The sequence below is a fragment of the Bordetella sp. N genome (assembly GCF_001433395.1).
GTDB lineage: Bacteria > Pseudomonadota > Gammaproteobacteria > Burkholderiales > Burkholderiaceae_B > Bordetella_C.
Map to the genome: position 1 here is coordinate 2,267,077 of NZ_CP013111.1, position 20,674 is coordinate 2,287,750.

17 protein-coding genes are annotated in these 20,674 nt (G+C 64.0%); 11 read left to right on the forward strand and 6 right to left on the reverse strand.

Annotated features, from left to right (window positions below; all coding sequences use genetic code 11):
- Positions 1–10 precede the first annotated feature (10 nt).
- From motB to flhD, 4 genes are all read right to left on the reverse strand, one after another.
- A complete protein-coding gene (gene motB, locus ASB57_RS09770) occupies positions 11–1,093 on the reverse strand; it encodes a flagellar motor protein MotB (protein ID WP_057652058.1) in 1,083 nt (360 codons plus the stop codon).
- An 18-nt stretch (positions 1,094–1,111) separates the two neighbouring features.
- The gene (gene motA, locus ASB57_RS09775; RefSeq protein ID WP_057652059.1) at positions 1,112–1,984 is read right to left on the reverse strand and encodes a flagellar motor stator protein MotA; all 873 of its coding nucleotides are present in this window, start codon (positions 1,982–1,984) and stop codon (positions 1,112–1,114) included.
- Between the two features lie 119 nt (positions 1,985–2,103).
- Positions 2,104–2,685 carry a flagellar transcriptional regulator FlhC gene (gene flhC / locus ASB57_RS09780; RefSeq protein WP_057652060.1) on the reverse strand — a complete coding sequence of 194 codons (582 nt, stop codon included), beginning with the start codon at positions 2,683–2,685 and terminating at the stop codon, positions 2,104–2,106.
- 60 nt (positions 2,686–2,745) lie between these two features.
- The gene (gene flhD, locus ASB57_RS09785; RefSeq protein WP_057652061.1) at positions 2,746–3,069 is read right to left on the reverse strand and encodes a flagellar transcriptional regulator FlhD; all 324 of its coding nucleotides are present in this window, start codon (positions 3,067–3,069) and stop codon (positions 2,746–2,748) included.
- Positions 3,070–3,527: 458 nt separating this feature from the next.
- Here flhD and ASB57_RS09790 point away from each other — a divergent pair, with 458 nt between their 5' ends.
- The 11 genes from ASB57_RS09790 to ASB57_RS09840 all read left to right on the forward strand — a co-directional run bounded on the left by ASB57_RS09790 (position 3,528) and on the right by ASB57_RS09840 (position 18,078).
- Entirely contained in the window at positions 3,528–4,283 is a 756-nt protein-coding gene (locus ASB57_RS09790; RefSeq protein WP_057652062.1) for an RNA polymerase sigma factor FliA, read from the forward strand.
- A 341-nt stretch (positions 4,284–4,624) separates the two neighbouring features.
- Positions 4,625–6,145 carry a flagellin gene (locus ASB57_RS09795; protein ID WP_057652063.1) on the forward strand — a complete coding sequence of 507 codons (1,521 nt, stop codon included), beginning with the start codon at positions 4,625–4,627 and terminating at the stop codon, positions 6,143–6,145.
- Between the two features lie 236 nt (positions 6,146–6,381).
- The gene (locus ASB57_RS09800; protein WP_057652064.1) at positions 6,382–11,118 is read left to right on the forward strand and encodes a glycosyltransferase; all 4,737 of its coding nucleotides are present in this window, start codon (positions 6,382–6,384) and stop codon (positions 11,116–11,118) included.
- A gap of 66 nt (positions 11,119–11,184) precedes the next feature.
- Positions 11,185–11,955 carry a glucose-1-phosphate cytidylyltransferase gene (rfbF, locus tag ASB57_RS09805; protein WP_057652065.1) on the forward strand — a complete coding sequence of 257 codons (771 nt, stop codon included), beginning with the start codon at positions 11,185–11,187 and terminating at the stop codon, positions 11,953–11,955.
- Positions 11,952–13,040, forward strand: a complete 1,089-nt coding sequence (rfbG, locus tag ASB57_RS09810; protein WP_231755380.1) for a CDP-glucose 4,6-dehydratase — start codon at positions 11,952–11,954, stop codon at positions 13,038–13,040. The genes rfbF and rfbG overlap by 4 nt, the downstream gene beginning before the upstream one ends.
- Complete coding sequence (rfbC, locus tag ASB57_RS09815; protein ID WP_057652066.1) at positions 13,037–13,594, forward strand: dTDP-4-dehydrorhamnose 3,5-epimerase; 558 nt, start codon at positions 13,037–13,039, stop codon at positions 13,592–13,594. The genes rfbG and rfbC overlap by 4 nt, the downstream gene beginning before the upstream one ends.
- Complete coding sequence (locus ASB57_RS09820) at positions 13,591–14,823, forward strand: class I SAM-dependent methyltransferase (RefSeq protein ID WP_057652067.1); 1,233 nt, start codon at positions 13,591–13,593, stop codon at positions 14,821–14,823. Before rfbC ends, ASB57_RS09820 begins: the two co-directional genes overlap by 4 nt.
- Positions 14,824–14,838: 15 nt before the next feature.
- Positions 14,839–15,705: an NAD(P)-dependent oxidoreductase gene (locus tag ASB57_RS09825; protein ID WP_057652068.1), complete on the forward strand. Its 867-nt coding sequence runs from the start codon at positions 14,839–14,841 to the stop codon at positions 15,703–15,705.
- Entirely contained in the window at positions 15,702–16,484 is a 783-nt protein-coding gene (locus tag ASB57_RS09830) for a cephalosporin hydroxylase family protein (protein ID WP_057652069.1), read from the forward strand. The genes ASB57_RS09825 and ASB57_RS09830 overlap by 4 nt, the downstream gene beginning before the upstream one ends.
- A 4-nt stretch (positions 16,485–16,488) precedes the next feature.
- A complete protein-coding gene (locus ASB57_RS09835; protein ID WP_057652070.1) occupies positions 16,489–17,568 on the forward strand; it encodes a class I SAM-dependent methyltransferase in 1,080 nt (359 codons plus the stop codon).
- Positions 17,569–17,601: 33 nt separating this feature from the next.
- Entirely contained in the window at positions 17,602–18,078 is a 477-nt protein-coding gene (locus ASB57_RS09840; protein WP_057652071.1) for a hypothetical protein, read from the forward strand.
- 175 nt (positions 18,079–18,253) lie between these two features.
- On the opposite strand, the gene ASB57_RS09845 is transcribed toward ASB57_RS09840, so the two are convergent.
- Positions 18,254–18,502: a type II toxin-antitoxin system Phd/YefM family antitoxin gene (locus ASB57_RS09845; protein WP_057652072.1), complete on the reverse strand. Its 249-nt coding sequence runs from the start codon at positions 18,500–18,502 to the stop codon at positions 18,254–18,256.
- 119 nt (positions 18,503–18,621) lie between these two features.
- Entirely contained in the window at positions 18,622–20,625 is a 2,004-nt protein-coding gene (gene prpR / locus ASB57_RS09850; protein WP_057652073.1) for a propionate catabolism operon regulatory protein PrpR, read from the reverse strand.
- Between the last annotated feature and the right edge of the window lie 49 nt (positions 20,626–20,674).

A 20,674-nucleotide genomic window follows, 5' to 3' on the forward strand; every position in this document is an offset into this window, starting at 1 on the left:
AAAGAGTCGGTTACTGTGCCGCGGGCGCAGGCGTGGCGGGCGCGACCACCGTCAAGGTGGTGGTCGTGGCTGCCGTCGCGGACGTTGCCGCACCGGCTGCCGGGGCCACAGTGGCTGCCGCGGTGCTTCCCGTGGCAGTCGCCGTGGCCGGCGCCTGGGCGGATGCGGCCGGCGGCGTGACGCGTTGCTCTATCGCGTTGCCGATCTGGCGCCCATCCTTGCCCGTCACATCGGTGGCCGCCAGATTCTCGCGGTCGAACCGTTCCTGCGTCTCGCGGTTCAACACCACCAGACTGATACGACGGTTAACGGCAGCATAGGGGTCATCCTTAACCAGGCTATAGCTGGAAGAAAGGCCCACAACACGTGCTACTTTGTTTTCTGTCATGCCGCCGGCCACCAATTCCTGCCGCGAGGCATTGGCGCGATCCGCCGACAGCTCCCAGTTACTGTAGGCCCGCTCGCCGCGCGCATACTGGCTGGCGTCGGTATGCCCCGAGATGCTGATCTTGTTCGGAATGTCGTTGAGCACGGGTCCCAGCTCGCGCAGGATGTCGCGCATATAAGGCTGGGGCTCGGCCCGCCCGGTCGCGAACATCGGGCGGTTCTGGTTGTCGATGATCTGGATGCGCAGCCCCTCGGGCGTCATGTCAATCATCAACTGCGGGCGGAAATTCTTTAGCAGCGGGCTGGTGTCGATGGTCTTCTCGATGCGCGCGCGCACCGCCTCCAGACGCCGCTGGTCACGCCGTTCGGCATCGCCCTTGATCTGCGTTTCCAGGCGGTTGCCATCGCCACGGCGCGTATCGCCGTCACTGCGCAGCGGGTCGGAGCCACCGCCAGGAATGGCGCTGGTTTCAGCCGAATTGCTGGGGCCGCCGGTGAGCGCCACATGCAGGGGCATGCGGAAATACTCGGCGATGCCTTTCAGTTCCTCGCGCGGCACGACGCTGATCAGCCACATCACAAGGAAGAAGGCCATCATCGCAGTCACGAAGTCGGCGTAGGCGATCTTCCAGCTTCCGCCATGATGCCCGCCGCCGGCGGACTTCTTCTTGCGGATGACGACCCGGTGGTTATTGACGGTTGCCATCTATCTATCCCAGCCGCCTCAAGCCTTGCCGGTCGACGTCTTGGCCTGGCGCACGTGCTCTTCGAGTTCGGCGAACGACGGCCGCACGCCCGAGTAGAGCACCTTGCGGCCAAATTCCACGGCCAGCTGCGGCGGGTAGCCATTCATGCTGGCCAGCAGCGTCGTCTTGATGCATTCGAGGATCTTGATCGATTCGGCGGTCTGCTTTTCGACACGCGATGCCAAAGGCGCCACGAAGCCGTAAGCCAGCAGAATACCCAGGAAGGTCCCGACCATCGCCTTGGAGATCAGGTCGCCCAGCACGGCCGGCGGTTGATCCACGGCGGCCAGGGCCTTGATAACGCCCAGCACCGCGGCCACGATACCGAAAGCCGGCATCGCGTCGGCCACGTTTTGCAAGGCGTGCACGGGCACATGGCGCTCGTGGCTGTAGGTTTCGATTTCCTCGTCCATGAGCGTTTCGATTTCGAACGAGCTCATGTTGCCGCTGATCATGATGCGCAGGTAATCCGTGATGAATTCCATCAGCTTCGGATCCTTCATGATGCGCGGCGATTCCATGAAGATCGGGCTGGACGACGGATCCTCGATGTGCGATTCGATCGCCATCAGACCTTCGCGGCGAGCCTTGTTCAGGATCACGTACATGAGCGACATCAGCTCCATGTACACATCCTTGCTGTAAGGCGCGCCACGCAAGGCCGCGGGAATCGCCGCCTTGGTCAGCTTGATCGACTTGGCGCTATTGCCGGCCAGGAAGGCACCGATCGCGGCACCGCCGATCAGCGTGAATTCGAATGGCTGGTAGAGCGCGCCCAGGTGACCACCCATGACGACGAAGCTTCCCACCACGGAAGCAATAACTACCAAGTAACCGATAACAATCAGCACATCAGGCCCCTGCCAAGCTTAGACGTAAATGAACGCCCATCATCCACTGTTTCCCCTCACGCAAAAACGTGGGTTACAGGGGAATTTCCGTGGCTTTTGGGGTTATTGAGCGGAAATCGTCAGAGCCCGACGACGTCGGCGGCCACGCCCGCGCGCCGTCCCGCACGTTCCTTCGCGGCCGCGCGGGTCTTGCCTGCCCGCGGAGGCGGACGGCAGATGGCGCAGACGAAGTCGCCGCGCGGATCATGCGCGTGAGCGATGAAGTGCCCGCCGCACTGCCGGCATTCCGACAGCTGCAACATCTTGCCTTCGAAGAAACGCACCAGCATCCAGGCGCGCGTGAAGCTCAGAACGGGTTCGCCGCCCTCGCCGTCCGTGACGCCGTTGTGTTCCAGATACAAGCGGTAGGCATCGATGGTGGCACGTATGCCCCGGCTGCCCGTGTTCTCGTTGAGGAACTTGAAGACGTTGTAGAACAGGGACGAGTGGATGTTCGGCAACCACGTCATGAACCAGTCAACCGAAAAGGGCAACATGCCCTTGGGCGGCGAGCAACCACGGATTTCGCGGTAGAGCCGTGCCAGCCGGTCGTGGCTGAGATTGGTTTCGGACTCGAGGACTTGAAGCCTTGCGCCCAGACCTATCATGGCACTGGCCAGCAGGATTTCGTCGGCTTCTTGAGATACGCTTTTGGTGGCCATGGCCCGTTTACAAACCTGACATATATAGAGAGTGAGTAGCTGCCTGGGACGCTAAGCGCGTCAGGCGAGCTGCTCTACGGGCTGCTTGGCCAGCAGGATCGTGGCGTGCGCTTGTTGCAGCGCGCCGCCCAGAACGTCGTGGGTCAAGGCCGACAGCAGGCTGTAATCGTCGAAACGGAAACGGCACAACAAAGAGCTGGAGCTGGCCAGCTTCACCAACTGCGCCGGCGACAGGCGCAGCATGATGTCAGCAACCTGCTCGCTGAAGCCGAGGCGGAAGATCGCCGCGGCGTAGTCGTCGCGCAACATGCGCTGGGCCAGCAAGAGATAGGACAGATTGACTTCGCGAATGTCAGCAAGCAAGGAATTGTCAGTGTGTTTCATGGTTGTTCCCTAATTCACTCTCTAGATGCAGATGCACTGTCCTGAACAGGGGTAGCGCAAACAAACGTTACATTGGACACGCCGGAACTCTATGCTCTTTGCGAAATGTGTCTTTTGTTCGCAAACGTCAGAGAATTTACCATGTGTGCTGTCATTTTCTATGTCAAGTATGACAAAAATTGTTTGTTCGACAAATATCGCACTTCAAGGATATATATAGCAACAAAGAAATTCTCACTTTTTAGTCAATTCTGTAAATAAGCCTTCAAATGCTTGCGTCCTTGGTCGAATGGATCGGGGTGAAATGCCGACAATTGCAAGAAGAAGTCAGGAATCTGCTCAGGAGCCTTTAAGGTCTCCGGATTCACCCTAGTTCTTCAGGCGCTTGTAACGCTGTCGCCTGTGGACAACAGGGGTTAGCCCTTCCTGGCGCCACCGGTTACGTAAGTCATAGCGCAATGCCCCATTCCGAAGACAACCTGGCTGAATATGCACCGCTCGTACGCAAGCTGGCGTTGCAGCTGCTTGCCCGGTTGCCGGCCAGCGTCGAACTGGATGATCTGATCCAGGCGGGGATGATCGGCCTGCTCGACGCCTGCCGGCGTTACCAGGAAACCGCGGACGCGCAGTTCGAGACCTATGCCACCTCGCGTATCCGCGGGGCCATGCTCGATGAGCTGCGCAATCAGGACTGGCTGCCGCGCAGCGTGCGCAGCAAGGCCAAGCGCATCGAGCAGGCGGTCGCCCACCTGGGCCAGCGCCTGATGCGCGCGCCGACCGAGTCCGAGATCGCGGCGCAGCTGGACATGCCCCTGAACGATTACCACGACATGTTGTACGACGCACAAGGTGTGCAGATCGTGCATTACGAGGATTTCGGCAGCGAGAACGGCGCCGACAGTGGTGATGCCGATTGGGGCAATAGCGCGACGACCACGTCTGTCGGCTCGAATCCTCTGGATAGTCTGTTGGCAGGCGATTTCCGCCAGGTGCTGGTCGAGGCCATCGACGCGCTGCCCGAACGCGAGAAGCTGCTGCTGTCTCTCTATTACGAGCAGGGGCTGAATCTCAAGGAAATCGGCGCCATCATGGAAGTGACCGAGGCCCGCGTCTGCCAACTGCGCAGCCAGGCGACGACGCGCCTGCGGGCCTATATGCATAACCAGTCCTGGCGGGAAATGCCGGGCCAGGGGTTGCTGGCGCATGTGGTCTGACGAGGCGCGGTAACCGCCCCGCCCCGCCCGGGCGTCTCCGAGTGCCCGCGCGCCAGGCACCAGACCCGGACCCCCATCCCCCAAACGCCTCCCGAATCCCTCCAAAGTGCGTAACACTTTGCAAGATCCAAGCGCTTTCCCAGGCGTGCGGCCTGTGGCGCCCAGAGAGAAATCAGCTCCCGCTGAAAAACTTCGAAAAATAGCCCTAAAGAATCGAATGTCGCAGTCGTTATCCAGGCAGCGGAACACTTCGTTCTGGTTTGAACCGGGCGAGCCCACCGCGTTGTTGGGTAGCGATAGCTGCCCAGTTTGAAGAAGCCTTTCTCTCTCGGGAGCTACACATGTCTTCGGTTATCAATACCAACTACCTGTCTCTGGTTGCACAAAACAACCTGAACTCGTCGCAGTCCGCTCTGGGCACCGCGATCACCCGCCTGTCCTCGGGCCTGCGCATCAACAGCGCCAAGGATGACGCAGCTGGCGAAGCTATCGCCAACCGCTTCACCGCCAACGTGAACGGCCTGACCCAGGCTGCTCGCAACGCCAACGACGGCATCTCGATCGCTCAAACGACCGAAGGCTCGCTGGACGAAATCAACAACAACCTGCAGCGCGTTCGCGAACTGACCGTTCAAGCCGCCAACGGCACGAACTCGGCCAGCGATCTGGAATCGATCCAGGCTGAAATCACCCAGCGCATGGCTGAAATCGACCGCGTGTCGGCTCAGACCCAGTTCAACGGCGTGAAAGTTCTGGCCAGCGATCAAACGCTGAGCATCCAAGTCGGCGCCAACGACAACGAAACGATCAACATCAACCTGAAGCAGATCAATTCGTCGACCCTGGGCCTGGACAAGCTGGACGTCACCAAGTCGGTCAGCAGCACCGACCTGAAGGCGGTCACCACCCTGCAAGCCGGCAAGTCGGCCACGTGGACCAACTTCTCGTACAGCACCACCGGCGGCGCGACGTACTCGCTGGCCGTGGGTTCGGACAACAAGCTGTATGCCGTCACCGGCACCGGCACCGCCGCTACGTACTACACCGCCACGTACGATGCCGACAAGGGCACCGTCACCGTCGGCGCAGCGACCGCTTCGGTTTCCGCCGCCAACATCAACACCGGCGCTACCCAATTCGACACGTCGAAGGGTACCGTTGACCTGTCGGCCGCCAAGAGCGCCACGGTCGTTCCCCCGGCCGCTCCGTCGGTTTCCGCCGTGTACATGGACAACACCGGCGGCCCGACCGCCACGTCGTTCAGCGTCAAGGCTGGCAACACGTACTACGCCGCCACCCTGGATTCGACCACGGGCGCTCTGAGCATCGATATGGCTTCGGGCACCAGCGTTGCCGTTGGCACCGCCGTGACTGCCAAGGCTGTGCAAACCGCCCTGGCCGATCCTGGCGTCGCCGTCGACCTGAGCACCGTGAACTCGTCGTTCGAAGGCACCAACAGCCTGGTTCAAGACAGCAAGACCGGTTCGTACTACGTCAAGAACACCGCTGGTTCGACGACCACGTACTACGCCGCCACCGTTGACGCGACCACCGGCAAGGTTTCGACCTCCGCCGACAAGGAAACCATCGTTGATCCGCTGTCCTCGATCGACAAGGCCCTGCAAACCGTTGACTCGTTCCGTAGCGACCTGGGCGCGATCCAGAACCGCTTCGAATCGACCATCACCAACCTGAACAACACGGTCAACAACCTGTCCGACGCCCGTTCGCGTATTCAAGACGCCGACTACGCTACCGAAGTGTCGAACATGAGCCGCGCTCAGATCCTGCAACAGGCTGGTACCTCGGTTCTGGCGCAAGCCAACCAAGTGCCGCAAACGGTTCTGTCGCTGCTGCGTTAAGCACGACGCTCTGGAAGGCCGCTTCGGCGGCTTTCCAGGAGTTCCGGAAACCCCGGTCGCCCTCGTGGCGTCCGGGGTTTTTTGATTTCTGGCGGCGCCGTCGCGCGGGCGCCCGTCCGGACGATTTGTATAGCGCAACATCGCTGAAATAGCGGTAATTTCCGACGTTTACCGCCGGATTCACTCCCCGCCCCCGCTCCTAAACTAAGCGCTGTCAATCGGCCGTAAGTTCCCTCATGTCCAAGTCGCTCAAATCCCGTCTTCCCAGCCGCCTGCCCGCCGTGCACGCCCCCCGTCCGACGCTCGCCGACGCCCAGCAGCAAACCCGGCGCTCGCCCGACGATTTTCGGGCCTGGCGGGATTTCGCCGAGCAACTCGTCAACGCGGAGCAGTTCGACGAAGCCCTCGAAGCCGCCGAACGGGCCAAAGCCCTGGCGCCCGAGGACGCCGGCGTCTGGCTGCAGCTGGGCGAGATCGCCATCAAGCAGGACAAGGACCGGGAAGCGGTCAAGCACCTGGAAAAGTCGATCGAGCTGCAGGCGGGTCAGGCAAGGGCCCACAACGCCCTGGCGGGCGCCCTGCTGCGGATCAACAACATCGATGACGCGCTGAAGCACATCGATATCGCCTACGAGCTGGCGCCCAGCAATGGCGTCATTCACGCGACCCGGTCCCTGATTCTGCTGCGCCACTTCCGTTACGCGGAGGCCATTACCCTGATCGAGGGCCTGATGAAGGCCGATCCGCGTAATGCCTTCGCCTACAGCACCAACCTGGGCAACGCCCTGCGTGACATCGGCCGCCTGGCCGAATCCGAGCAGTGCTACCTGAAGGCCACGGCCCTGCAGCCCAAGGACTTGTTCTCCCGTTCGAACCTGCTGACGCTGATGCATTACATGCCGGAGCGCACCGCGGCGGAGATCGAGCAGGCCTGCCGGGCGTTCGGCACCTTGTTCGCGGAAGGCAAGCGGGGCGAACGCCCCGTGCCCGCCGACCGCTCGCCCGACAAGCGCCTGCGCGTGGGCATGTTCTCCGACGGTTTCCGCCAGCACCCCGTGGGCGCGATGACGACGACCGCGCTGGAACAATTGGTCGACCAGGGCGTGGAGCTGTATTTCTACACCACCACGGCCACCGCCGATTACATCACCACGCGACTGCAGAACATGAGCAGCCGCTGGCAGCTGATCGCCGGCCTGACTGACGAGCAGTTCACGCAGCAGGTCAAGGACGACCAGATCGACATTCTCATCGACCTGGCCGGCTATGGCGCCGGGACGCGCATGAAGGTCATGGCCCACGAACCGGCGCCGCTGCTGGTCAAATGGGTGGGCGGGCTGATCAATACCACGGGTATCGAGAACATCGACTACCTGCTGACGGACGCCATCGAATCGCCCCCCGGGTCGGACAGCGGCTACGCGGAAAAGCTGATCCGCATGCCGGACGACTATATCTGCTACATGCCGCCGGCCCGCGTGCCCGATGTCGCCGCCCTGCCCGCCTTGCGCAAGGGCCACGTCACCTTCGGCTGCTTCAACAATCCGACCAAGATCAACCCCGTCCTGCTGGCGGAATGGGCGCGGCTGCTGAACGCCGTGCCGGATTCGCACCTGCTGCTCAAGAGCGGCCCGTACGACAGCCCCGTCATGCAGAAGATGGTGACGGACGTGATGGTGGCGCACGGCGTGGCCGCCGAGCGCATCGAATTCTCCGGCCAATCGCTGCATTACAAGCTGTTCGAAGCCTATAACGAGATCGACGTCGCCCTGGATCCCTGGCCCTATTCGGGTGGCTTGACCACCTGCGAGGCGATGCTGATGGGCGTCCCGGTGGTTTCGCTGCCGGGGCCCACGTTCGCCGGCCGCCACTCGGCCACCCACCTGGTCAATGCCGGCATGCCCGAGCTGGTCGCCAACGACTGGGACGAATACCGTGCCCGCGCCGTCGAGCTGGTCAGCAACCTGGACAGCCTGGCGACCATCCGCGGCCACCTGCGCGAAACCTTGCTGAAATCCCCCGTCTGCGACGGCGCGCGTTTCGCCGGCCACCTGGCCAGCGCATTCCGCGCCATCTGGCAGCGCTATTGCGAAGGCAAGGCGCCGGCGGCGCTGCATATGTCCAAGGACGGGTCGGCGCGCTTCGACGGCGACGACGCGCCGGTCAAGCTGCTGCAACCGGCCCTGCCGCCCGAAGAGTTGGGCTTCCAATGGCAGTTGCCGGGCAAGCTGATCGCCGTCGACAGCGACGGCCGCCTGCTCGACCGCCCGTCGACCGAAGGCATGCTGTCCTTGCAGATGCTGGAAACGGTGGTATTCGACGCCGCCGCCAGCAAGCGCGACCATGCCCTCGTCGGGCGTGAGGACGTTCACTATCAACCCGGCGTCGCCCTGGGCGATGGCGAACAAGCCACCCTGCACGACTGCCTGGATCCCAAGCTGAGCGGCCTGCTCAAGCCGCTGGACGCGGACAGCAGCCCCACCGCCGCCGGCCGCGTGCTGTTCCAGCGCGCCGTTCCCACCATCGCGCTGGACAATATCAACGGCCTGCCGGCCGTGGATTGGCTGCTGCTGGGTAGCGACGGCGCCAGCGCGAACATCCTGGCGCATGGCGCCCAGGCCCTGGCCCAGACGCTGCTGATCGACGCGCGTGTCGTGTTCCAGCCCACGCATGCTGGCCAGCCTACCCTGGCCGAAGTGGAAATATGGGCCAGCCAGCACGGTTTCCGCCTGCACCGCCTGCACACGCCAGAAACCGGCCATATGTCGAAGCTGGCCGGCAGCGCGACCTTGCCGCCCACCGCCCTGCTGCACGCTGACGCTCTCTACATTCCGAATGCCGCGCGTCTGGCCGAGCTGGATGCCGGCCGCCGCCAGAAGCTCGCCTGCATTTTGCACATGGGCTACGGCCTGGAAGACGTGGCCTACGAGGTATTGGCCGTCCCGGATGCCGCACAGGCCGGCTCGGACGATACCGCCGAGGACACGCCCGCGCAGGCTTACCTGGACGATCGCCTGGTCGCCAAGGCGGTCAACACCGACATCGTCATCGGGCTGCACAGCGCGCGCAGCTTGAACGAAGCCCTGCAGACGGTCCGTGTGGGCCAGGCCATGCGCAAGTGGGGCGAGCCCGCCCGGGCGGTGATGCTCAAGCGCGCCCAGAGCATGCTGGCGCGCGAAAAATCGAATGACAACGCTTATTTCCTGTACGCCCATGCGCTGCTGGCCAAGGGAGAATTGACCCCGGTCGATGACGAAAGCACGCGCGCGGTGGTGTTGCGCGAGTTGTCGGTGCGCCTGCACGCCGTCGGCTGGCCCCACAAGGGCGCGCTGTACAGCCGCCACCTGGTGGATGCCAGCGTCATCAATGCGCGCCTTGGCGCCCGCGTCAGCGCGGTGGTGACGGCGACCGCATATGACGCGACCCTGCTCGCCACCCTGCAGGCACTGCGCGAACAGGGCCAGGACGACATCGAAATCGTGCTGGTCAGCGACGGCACGCCGATCGCCGCTTACGCCGATGCCATGCCCCTGGTGGACGCCTACGTCGAGACGCAGGCCCACGGCAGCCCCTATGTGGCCCGCAACCTGGGCGTGGTCTACACGCATGCGCCGGTGCTGTTGTTCGTTGACGGTGACGGCGTGCCGGAAGCTGGCCTGGTGCAGGCCCACCTGGACGCCCAGCGCGACTACAACGCCATCTCGGTGCGCGGTGCTTATCGTTTCAAGACGTCCAAGAGCGCCACGCCGGCGCCCTGGTCGCTCGGTGATGACGTCACGCTGGCCTTCCCCACGCCGGTCGGCAACGTGTCCTTCGCCCGCAACGCCTTCACTGCCGTGGGCGGCTGGGGCGACTATTTGATGAACGCCGATGGCGGCATGGACATCGGCCATCGCCTGATCAACAAGGGCGAGGCGCAAACGCGCCAGCTCTACACGCCTGACGCCGTGCTGCGGCTGGACCGCGACGTGCCCGTGGAAGACAAGTTCGCCCGCCAAAGCGCGCCGGGCTGGCTGTTGCAGGCCATGGGCGCGCTACGCTTCGAGAAGCCCGCGGGCGAAGTGCCCGTTCCCGGCGCGTGCATCGTCTGGCCGCCGACCGGCCGGGATGGCACCCGGGCACCGCTGGTCGAGGCCCCGGAACTGCTGCTGAGCCGCAACCAGCCCCGCAAGACCTTCGTCGGCGTCCCCGTGTACAACGAAGAAAAGTACATCGAGCAGACCATTCAGTCGCTCAAGGGCCAGGATGTCGAGGACGTGGGCTTCCTGGTCTGCGACAACGCTTCCACCGACCGGACGCTGGAAATCATCCGCGACACTGTCGGCGGCGACAAGCGGTTCGAAATCTTCAAGCAGCCCGAGAACCTGGGCGCCTTCGGCAACTTCAAGTTCGCCTTCGATTACACGGACTCCGAGTATTTCATGTGGCTGGGCGCCCATGACTTCCTGTCGCCGGGCTACCTGGCCGCCGCCTTGGGCCGCTTTGAGTCGGACCCGGGCGTGTCCATGGTCTGCGGCAAGCCCTATTCGATCGGCGCGGATGCCATCGACGGGTCGCAGGCCACGCTGGTCGCCGGCGCCGTCTATGACTTCGATGACGAATCGGCCACGGATCGCTATATGAAGTCCGTGTCCAAGCTGGGCAACTGCACCATCGTGCATTCGCTGTTCCGCCGTGCCGACGCCGCGGGCTTCGATATGCGCGAGGTCGTGTCCTGGGACCACGTCTTCATCAGCCGTCTGCTCTGGAAGGGCCGCCTGGCGTATCTGGACGAAGCCAAGTACTTCCGCCGCTATTTCCCTGCTCGCGAACAGACCAGTGACCAGCGCATGACCGCCGGGAAACGCACGCTGAGCCGCGCCGATTTCCGCCAGCACTACCAGGACGACCTGGTGCTGCTGCGCAACGGCGAAGACGACACCAAGCTGCGCCAGACGCTGGATGACGTGCTGGTCAAACGGTTCGGCGTCTGAGGCGGCGGACCGGGCAACGACAGTATCTTAATCGAACAGACCTAGACCAGGATAGAACCGAACACCATGAAAGCGGTCATACTCGCGGGCGGCTACGGGACACGCATCTCCGAGGAGTCGTACCTCAAGCCCAAGCCCATGATCGAGATCGGCGGCCGGCCCATACTGTGGCACATCATGAAGACCTATTCCGCCCACGGCGTGAATGAGTTCGTGATCTGCTGCGGCTACAAGGGCTACGTGATCAAGGAGTACTTCGCCAACTACTTCCTGCATATGTCGGACGTGACCTTCGACATGGCCGACAACCACATGGAAGTGCACCAGCGCAAAGCCGAACCCTGGCGCGTCACGCTGGTCGACACGGGCGAGTCCAGCATGACCGGCGGGCGTCTCAAGCGCGTCGCAGACTACGTCAAGGACGACGAGGCTTTCTGCTTCACCTATGGCGACGGCCTGGCCGACATCGACATTTCCGCCTTGATCGCCTTCCATCGCCGCCATGGCCGCAGCGCCACCGTCACCGCGGTGCAGCCCCCGGGACGTTACGGCGCCTTGCGGCGCGACGGCGATCGGGTCACGGGCTTCACCGAGAAACCGCGCGGCGACGGCGGCTTGATCAATGGTGGCTTCTTCGTGTTGTCGCCCAGCGTGCTGCCGCTGATCGAAGACGACGATACGGTCTGGGAGCATGGCCCGCTGGAAACGCTGTGCGAGAAGGGTGAACTCCACGCCTTCGAGCACCTGGGCTTCTGGCAGCCGATGGATACCTTGCGCGAGAAGAATCTGCTGGAATCTCTCTGGAGCACGGGCAAGGCGCCGTGGAAAGTCTGGTGAATACTTTGACCAGCCCTGCTGGAACCGCCCTCCCCGCCGCCGGCTTCTGGCACGGCAAGCGCGTGCTGCTGACCGGCCACACCGGCTTCAAGGGCGGATGGCTGGCGTTGTGGCTGAATCGGCTGGGCGCCCAGGTGACCGGGCTGGCCTTGCCCGCGCACACGCAACCCAATTTGTATCAGGCGGCCGGCATGGCCACGCTGATCGAGTCGCATGACTGCGACCTGCGCGATGCCGCCGCGGTCGCCGCCATCGTGCGGGCGGCGCGGCCCGAGATCGTCTTGCACCTGGCCGCCCAGGCCCTGGTGCGGCCCAGCTACGCGCAGCCGGTGGAGACCTTCGCCACCAATGTCATGGGCACCGCGCACGTCCTGGATGCGCTGCGGGGCAGCACCACCGCCCGCGTCGCGGTGATGATCACCACCGACAAGGTGTACCGCAATCTTGAAAGCCTGCGGCCCTACCGCGAAGAAGACATGCTGGGCGGGCACGACCCCTACAGCGCCAGCAAGGCCGCCAGCGAACTGGTCATCGCGTCTTACCGCGATGCCTTCCTGCGCGAGGCAGGCCTGGCCGTGGCCAGCGCCCGTGCCGGAAATGTCATCGGCGGCGGCGATTGGTCGGCCGACCGGCTGCTGCCCGACGCGGCCCGCGCCTGGCGCTCTGGTGGCGAACTGCGGGTGCGGCGGCCGGAAGCGGTGCGACCGTGGCAGCACGTGCTGGAGCCCCTGGCCGGCTATCTGAAACTGGCCGAGACGCTGTGGACGCAAGCCGCCGCCGCGGACAGCTACAACTTTGGTCCCGCCACCACCGACGCGGCCACCGTGCGCACGGTCATCGACATGGCGCGCGCCGCCTACGGCAACGGGACCGTGCGTTATGACGCCCAGCCCGACGGCCCGCACGAAGCCGGCCTGCTCACCCTGGACACCGCCAGAGTCCAGGCCGTGCTCGGTATCCACCCGCGCTGGACGCTGCCGGAAGGCGTGGCGCGCACCATGGATTGGTACCGCCGCCACGACGCCGGCCAGGACGCCCGCCAATTGTGCATGGCGGACATCGACGCCTACGAGGCCCAGCCATGAGCCTGGTCATCACGCAAACGCCTATCGCCGGCCTGAAGGTGGTCCAGCGTGCGCGCCGCGGCGACGAGCGCGGTTTCCTGACGCGCCTGTTCGACCAGGCCTTATTGCACGAGCATGGCTGGAATGCCCCGATCGCGCAGATCAACCATACCCGCACGGCCCAGGCCGGCACGGTGCGCGGCATGCATTATCAGTTGCCGCCGCATGCGGAGATCAAGCTGGTCACCTGCATCCGTGGCGAGATCTTCGATGTCGCCATCGACCTGCGCCGTGACTCGCCGACGTTCCTGCACTGGCACGGCGAACACCTGTCCGCCGACAACGAACGCGCCCTGCTTATCCCCCAGGGCTTTGCCCATGGCTTCCAGGCGCTGACCGACGACCTGGAAATGCTCTATTGCCATTCGGCGTCCTATCAGCCGCAGGCCGAAGCCGCCGTGCATCACCTGGACCCGCGGGTCGGCATCGTGTGGCCAAAGTCGATCGCCCTGGTGTCCGAGCGCGACCAGCAGCACCCCCTTCTTTCCCAAGATTTTTCCGGAGTCGCACCGTGAAGTGCCGCCATTGCCGGGCCGACCTGCGCCTGCCTTTCCTGGACCTGGGCCATGCCCCGCCGTCCAATGCCTATCTGAGCCCGGACGCCGTACGCGGTCCCGAAGTCTGGTTTCCGCTGCGCCTGCTGGTTTGCGAGAGCTGCTGGCTGGTCCAGACGGAAGACCATGCCGGCCGCGAGGCGCTGTTCACCGACGACTACGCCTACTTCAGTTCCTATTCGTCTTCGTGGCTGGAGCATTCGCGCCGCTACGTCGAGTCCATGATCGCCCGCTTCAAATTGGACACGACGTCCATGGTCTGCGAAGTGGCGGCCAACGACGGCTACCTGCTGCAGTACGTACGCAAGGCGGGCGTGCCCTGCTTCGGCGTCGAGCCCACCCACGGCACCGCGCAAGCCGCGCGCGCCCGCGGCATCGACATCGTGCAAAGCTTCTTCGGCACCGAGCTGGGCCGCGAACTGGCGGCTTCGGGTCGCGCCGCGGACTTGACCACGGCCAACAATGTGCTGGCGCATGTGCCGGACATCAATGACTTCGTAGGTGGCTTCGCGGCCATCCTGAAGCCGCAAGGCGTGTCCACCTTCGAATTCCCGCACCTGCTGCGCATGGTCCGGGAAAGTCAGTTCGATACGGCTTACCACGAGCACTACTCCTATCTGTCGCTGACCTCGGTCGCCCGCATCTTCGCGGCCAACGGCCTGACCGTGTTCGACGTCGAACATCTGGGCACCCACGGCGGCAGTTTGCGCGTCTATGCGCAGCGTAGCGATACGGGCGGCCATCCCGTCACTGCCGCTGTCGAGGACACCTTGTCCGAGGAACACGCGGCCGGCATCGACGACGTCGCGTTCTACGTCGACTTCCAGACCCAGGCCGAGCGCGTGAAGAACGATCTGGTCAGCCTGCTGCTGGAACTGCGCCGCGCCGGCAAGCGCGTGGCGGGTTACGGCGCCGCGGCCAAGGGCAACACCCTGCTGAATTTTGCCGGTGTGCGGCCGGATTTGCTGCCGTACGTCGTCGACCGCAATCCCGCCAAGCAGGACAAATTCCTGCCGGGCAGCCATATCCCCATCGTCAACGAAGACCGGCTGCGCCAGGACAAACCGGAATACATCCTGATCCTGCCCTGGAACCTGAAAACAGAGGTCAGGGAGCAACTGGCCTATGCCCAGCAGGAATGGGGCGCGCGCTTCATCACTGCCGTGCCCAACCTGGTCGTGGATGCCTGAAGCGGCGTACACACTATGAACGACATCGATCAGACCTCCGCGCGGACCGCGGCCGAACCCGGCCAGGTCATCGTCAGCGGCGCCACGGGCTTCGTAGGACGGCACGTGGTGCCCCTGCTACATGCCCAGGGCTACCGCGTGGTCGCGTTGGGCCGCGATGCCGATCGTGCGGCCGCCTTGGGCTGGCCCGCCGATATCGCGTTTTATCCGGTCGATATCGTCAAGCACGACTGCGACTTTCAGCCGGAGGCCGGCGCCAGCCTGATCCATCTGGCTTGGCAAGGCTTGCCCGATTACCGCTCCTTAAGTCACCTGGAGCTGAATCTCCCCGCCAGTTGCCGTTTCATCCGCGGCATGGTCGAACGCGGCGTCAGCAATGTGGTGGTAGCCGGCACGTGCCTGGAATACGGCATGCAGGACGGCGCCTTGGGCGCCGATACCGTGCCGCTGCCGGACAACCCCTATGCGATCGCCAAGAACGCCCTGCGGCAGTACCTGGTCTGCGCCCAGCGCACGCTGCCCTTCTCGTTGAAGTGGGGCCGCCTGTTCTATATGTACGGCGCTGGCCAGAACCCCAAATCGGTGCTGGCGCAGCTGGATACCGCCATCGCGCAGGGCGACACGGTGTTCCGCATGAGCGGCGGCGAGCAGTTGCGCGACTACCTGCCGGTGACAGCGGTTGCATCCGGCCTGGTGGACTTGCTGCGGGCACCCGGCGACCGGCTGGCCAATATCTGCAGCGGCACGCCCATATCCATTCGGCGACTGGTTGAAGAACGGATACGAGCGCGCTCCGCAAGCATCACCCTGGAACTTGGACATTACCCTTACCCCGATTACGAACCAATGGCGTTCTGGGGAAAAAAACAGGATCTCTCATGAACGATCACGAACAATTCAAAGCCGAGAGCGCCGCTGAAATTGCACAGCAAGGCGCCGACAGCGAGCTGCAGGCCCTGACCAACGAGTGGATCGCCAAGGCGGCCAAGCATAAGTATTCCTACCATTTCGAATGGTTGGGACGTCCCATCATCCAGCATCCGCAGGACATGGTGGGCGCACAACAACTGCTGTGGGATATCCAGCCCGACCTGATCATCGAAACCGGCATCGCCCGGGGCGGCTCGCTGATTTTCTACGCAAGCATCCTGGAACTGATCGCGCAGTGCGGCGGCAACCCGGATGCCCGCATCCTGGGTGTCGACATCGACATCCGCCAGCACAACAAGGACGCCATCCTGGCGCATCCGATGTCGCGCCGGATCGACATGATCCAGGGGTCGAGCATCGCCGAGGAAACCGTCGCGGAAGTGAAGCGCCATGCGGCCGGCAAAAAGAAAATCCTGGTGTGCCTGGACAGCAACCACACGCACGATCACGTGCTGGAAGAGCTCAAGCACTACGCGCCGCTGGTCAGCAAGGGCAGCTACTGCATCGTCTACGACACCATCGTCGAAGACCTGCCTGAGGACGTCGGCCCGCCGCGCCCCTGGAGCAAGGGCAACAACCCGAAGACCGCCGTGTACGAGTACCTGAACCAGCTCGAAGACACCCCGGTCACGGCTGCCGATGGTGAGCGCCTGGCGTTGGCCATCGACAAGCAGATGGATGACCGTCTGCTGATCACCGTCGCGCCTAGCGGCTTCTTGAAGCGGGTCTGAGACCATGGTTGCCCTGCGCGTACCGACGATCCCCAATAGTCCGCTGGAATCGGCGGAACATCCGCAGGCATCCGGACAGATCCAGCTGCGCCAAAATACCGTTCTGGACTTCGTCGAGAACGCGGCGTTCGATCCGGACCTGGCTGTCTATGACGACAATTATCAGAACAGCCAGGCCCACTCCGCCCAGTTCCTGGCCCATATGCGTGCCGTCCTGGAGTTGCTCAAGGCCCGCTTTCCGCGCGGCAGCAGGCTGGTCGAGGTAGGTTGCGGCAAGGGGGATTTCGTGGCGCTGGCGGAGGCCGACGGACACTTCGAAGTCAGCGGCTACGATGCCACGTATGAGGGCGATCACCCGCGTATTGTCAAGCGCTATCTGACCAGCGCGGACCGGCTGGATGCCGACCTGGTCGTCATGCGGCATGTGCTGGAACATATTCCTCAGCCGCATGGCTTCCTGGCCATGATCCAGCAGGTCTTCGGCACGGGCAGCGTTTATATCGAAGTCCCGAGCCACGACTGGATCGTCGAAAACCAGGCGTTCTTCGACATCACCTACGAGCACGTCAACTACTTCTCGCAGGCCGCGTTGCGGCGTCTTTTCGACGACGCGGATGCGCAGGCGGGATTGTTGTTCGGCGATCAGTATCAGTACATTTTGGCCGACATCGCCAAGCTGTCCGACGCATTCCCGGCGGCCTATGCCGGCGAAGCGTGGCGGATGCTGGATTTCGATGAGTTGTTCCCGCAGTTGCGCGAGCGCATCCATGCGCTGGATGCCTCCGCGGGGGTTCAGGGCAAGGTTTATCTCTGGGGCGCTGCCACCAAGGGGTGCATGTTCCTGGTCCACTGCATGCGGCATGGGAAGCTGGTCGACAAGCTGGGGTTCGCGGTCGACATCAACCCGCGCAAGTGCGGCAAGTTCCTGCCAGGTTCGCTGGTTCCCATCAAGAGCAAGGAAGACTTGTTCGCGGTCGCCACCGATGCGGACCTGCTGCTGGTGGCCAATCCCAATTATGCGGACGAGATACGCCTGGCCTTGCGTGAGCAGGGTCTGGAGCGCCTGCGGGTGGAGGTTTTGTAATTGGCGGGCTTAGCGAAGAAGATGGAGCAAGGCATGAAACGCATCCCGGCCGCTGCCGTATTGTCCGCACTGTTGGTCGCGGGCTGCCTGCCCGGCGGCGCCGCTGCTGAGTCCTCAGCGACCCTCTCCTGCCCGGCCGCCCTGGACACCGCGTACACCCCACCCGCGGGCGCGCGCATGACTGGCTCCGCCGTGTCCGAAAAAATGCTGCTGACGCACGCCTCCATGGCCACCGGCATACCCGCCGACCAGAATGCCAATGCCCTTTCGGAGTTCGAGCAGGACGAAGAAAGCACGAAGGATGGCGTGGTCACCTATACGTATTACTACGAGACCACGGCCCAATCTCCCCTTTCGGTGATCTGCGGCTATGGCGACCCGCATGGCGCCAAGCCACCCTTGCTGCTGCTCCCGGTACCGAGCGGCACCAAGGGCGACTGCAAATTCCGTATGCCGGCAACGGCCGATGCGCATGGCGCAACCGCGTCGATGACCTGCTCAGCGCATTGAGCGATAACAATCTCGCCGGAAGGCCGAAAGGACCCGACGACCTGCTCCGCGACGGCGCGGTCCATTTCTTCGGTCGGCACCGGTTCCAGGGGCCGACTCACAACACCTTTGAGCATCAGAAGAGCGCGGGTAACCGAGCGAGACCTCCACACTCGGTTATTACCTACCAAGACGTTCACTCGATCTTCCCCAAAAACATCCCGGCAATCCTTTCGTTCTGCTCGTCGATGGATTCGGGAAGAATGAACTGGTCCTTCGCAACGCCAATGCGGCGCCCCACAGCGGCTTGGAAGGCGATAGGAATGAGTCGGGCAGCGGGACGGCCATGCCGGGCGATGATGATTTCCCGCTCGCGCCCGGATTCGACTTCATCGACGAGGCGTGACAATGTTGACTTCGCCTCCAACAGATTTACGGTGACCATGAGCGAGCCCCTCCATGAATGATGCGAATACAGACTAGCGATCCGCTATTCCAACGTTGCCTCAGTTGGATACAGGAAACCGTAGTAACGATCCCGCGCGCGCCGGTTCCCTGTCTCCCCTACCCCCGCAACTTCCTCCACAACGTCGTCCGGCTGATCCCCAACGCGCGCGCCGCGGCGGCCTGGTTGCCATCCAGGCGATCCAAGGTATCGCGGATATGTTGAAGCTCGGCAGCCCGCTGCACCGTCTGCAGACGTCCCGCCTCATCCGCCGAGGACAACTCGTCCGCCGCGTCAGTCAAGTCCACCGCCCCCGCCGCCGCATCGACCGCCCCCTCCCATCCCGACGGATCCACCACCCCACGCAGCACTGCTGCCGCGGGCACGGCTCCCGCCAGCAGACACTCCAGCGCCATCCGCTCGATTACATTCTCCAACTCCCGCACATTGCCGGGCCAATCGTGCGCCGCCAGCAAGGGCAGGACCGTGGCCAACGCATCCAGCGCCAGGCCGCCGGCGCCCACGCGTTCCAGCGCCGCGGGCAATAGCTCGGCCGCCAACGCGGCGATGTCCTCCGGACGCTCCCGCAACGGCGGCACGCGCACCTGCAGGATGTGCAAGCGATAAAACAGATCGTGCCGAAACGACCCCTGGCGTGCCATCGCCGCCAAATCCCGGTGCGTGGCCGCAATGATGCGCACGTCGATGGGGATGGCGTCGATGCCACCCACGCGGGTCACCTCTTTCTCCTGCAAGGCGCGCAGCAGGCGCGTCTGCAAGGGCAAGGGCATCTCCCCGACTTCATCCAGCAACAAGGTGCCGCCATCCGCCGCCTCGAACAGGCCCGCCTTGCCCTGCCGGCGGGCGCCGGTGAACGCACCCTCCTCATAGCCGAACAGCTCGCTTTCCAGCAATTGCTCGGGAAACGCGCCGCAATTGATCGCCACGAAAGGCCGCGCATGCCGACGGCTGGCGCGATGGATACCCTGCGCCACCACCTCCTTGCCCGATCCGCTCTCGCCCTGGATCAACACCGACGCATCGCTGGCCCGCGCCATCACCTCGCAACGATGCAGCAACTGCCGCATCGCCGCGGACGCCGCCACCATGCCGCCCAAGGTATAGCGCGCCGAACGCGACCGCCGGTGGCTGTGCGCCCGCAAGCGCCCCACGGCATGCTCCAGCGGTTGCGAGGGATGCAGGGTCAGCACGGCGCCCGTCTGCAAGCCCGACTCGTACAGCGGCACGGCATCGACCACCAGGGACTGGCCGCGCACGTCATCCACACGGCCCAGCTCGGACCGGCCCTGCTCCAGCACCGGCCGCGGCGTCAGGCCGGGCGCCACTTCGGCCAGCGGCTGGCCGGCGGCCTGGGCCGTCGCGCCCATGATGCGGGCGGCCGCCGGGTTCAAGGTGGTGATTCGGCCTTGCATGTCGACGGCCACCACGCCGTCGTTCAGATGGCGCAGCACCAGGTCCAGCTGATCGCGGCGCACCCGCTCCTTGTGCTGGGCCTCGGCAATCGCCATCGCGGTATCCATGGCGGCGCGCACGGAATCCAGCGAATACAGCAACACCGCGGTCAGACCCGCCTTGCGCACGTAGTCAGTGACCATGCCCGCGCCGACCACCACCTCCACGCCCTGCTCCGCCAGCTCCCGCACACAACGCAAGACGTCCTCGCGCGTTTCATACGTGCGTAGTTCGACATCCAACTTGAACTCGCGCATGAAACGCCGCAGCGCGGCGGAAACCTCATGATGCAGCACCACCGCGATCCGCGCCGACAGCTCCCGCGCGGCCGCCAGAGCCGCCATCAAGTCATAGCCGCCCACCTGCACCTGCACCACCGGCACCGTCAAGCGGGTGCGCAGGTACGCGCCATTGCTGCCTGAGGCCACCACGACATCGCAACGACCCTGCTCCACGGCCTGCTTCAGGGTCGCCAGCGCGGACTCGAAGGCATCGTGCAACAGCTCGACCCGGGCATGCTGGGAAAACTCCGGCGCGATCTGGCGCAGGCTCTCGAACAGGCCGTGGCCGGTGACGGCATGGATGACCGGGTAGCGGGACCGGGTAGTGTCGACGGCGACCAGGGGCGGTACGGCGGAGGAATGGCGCATTGTTTCAGAACCGTGATGCATATATGAACCACGGTATTTTCATCCATGA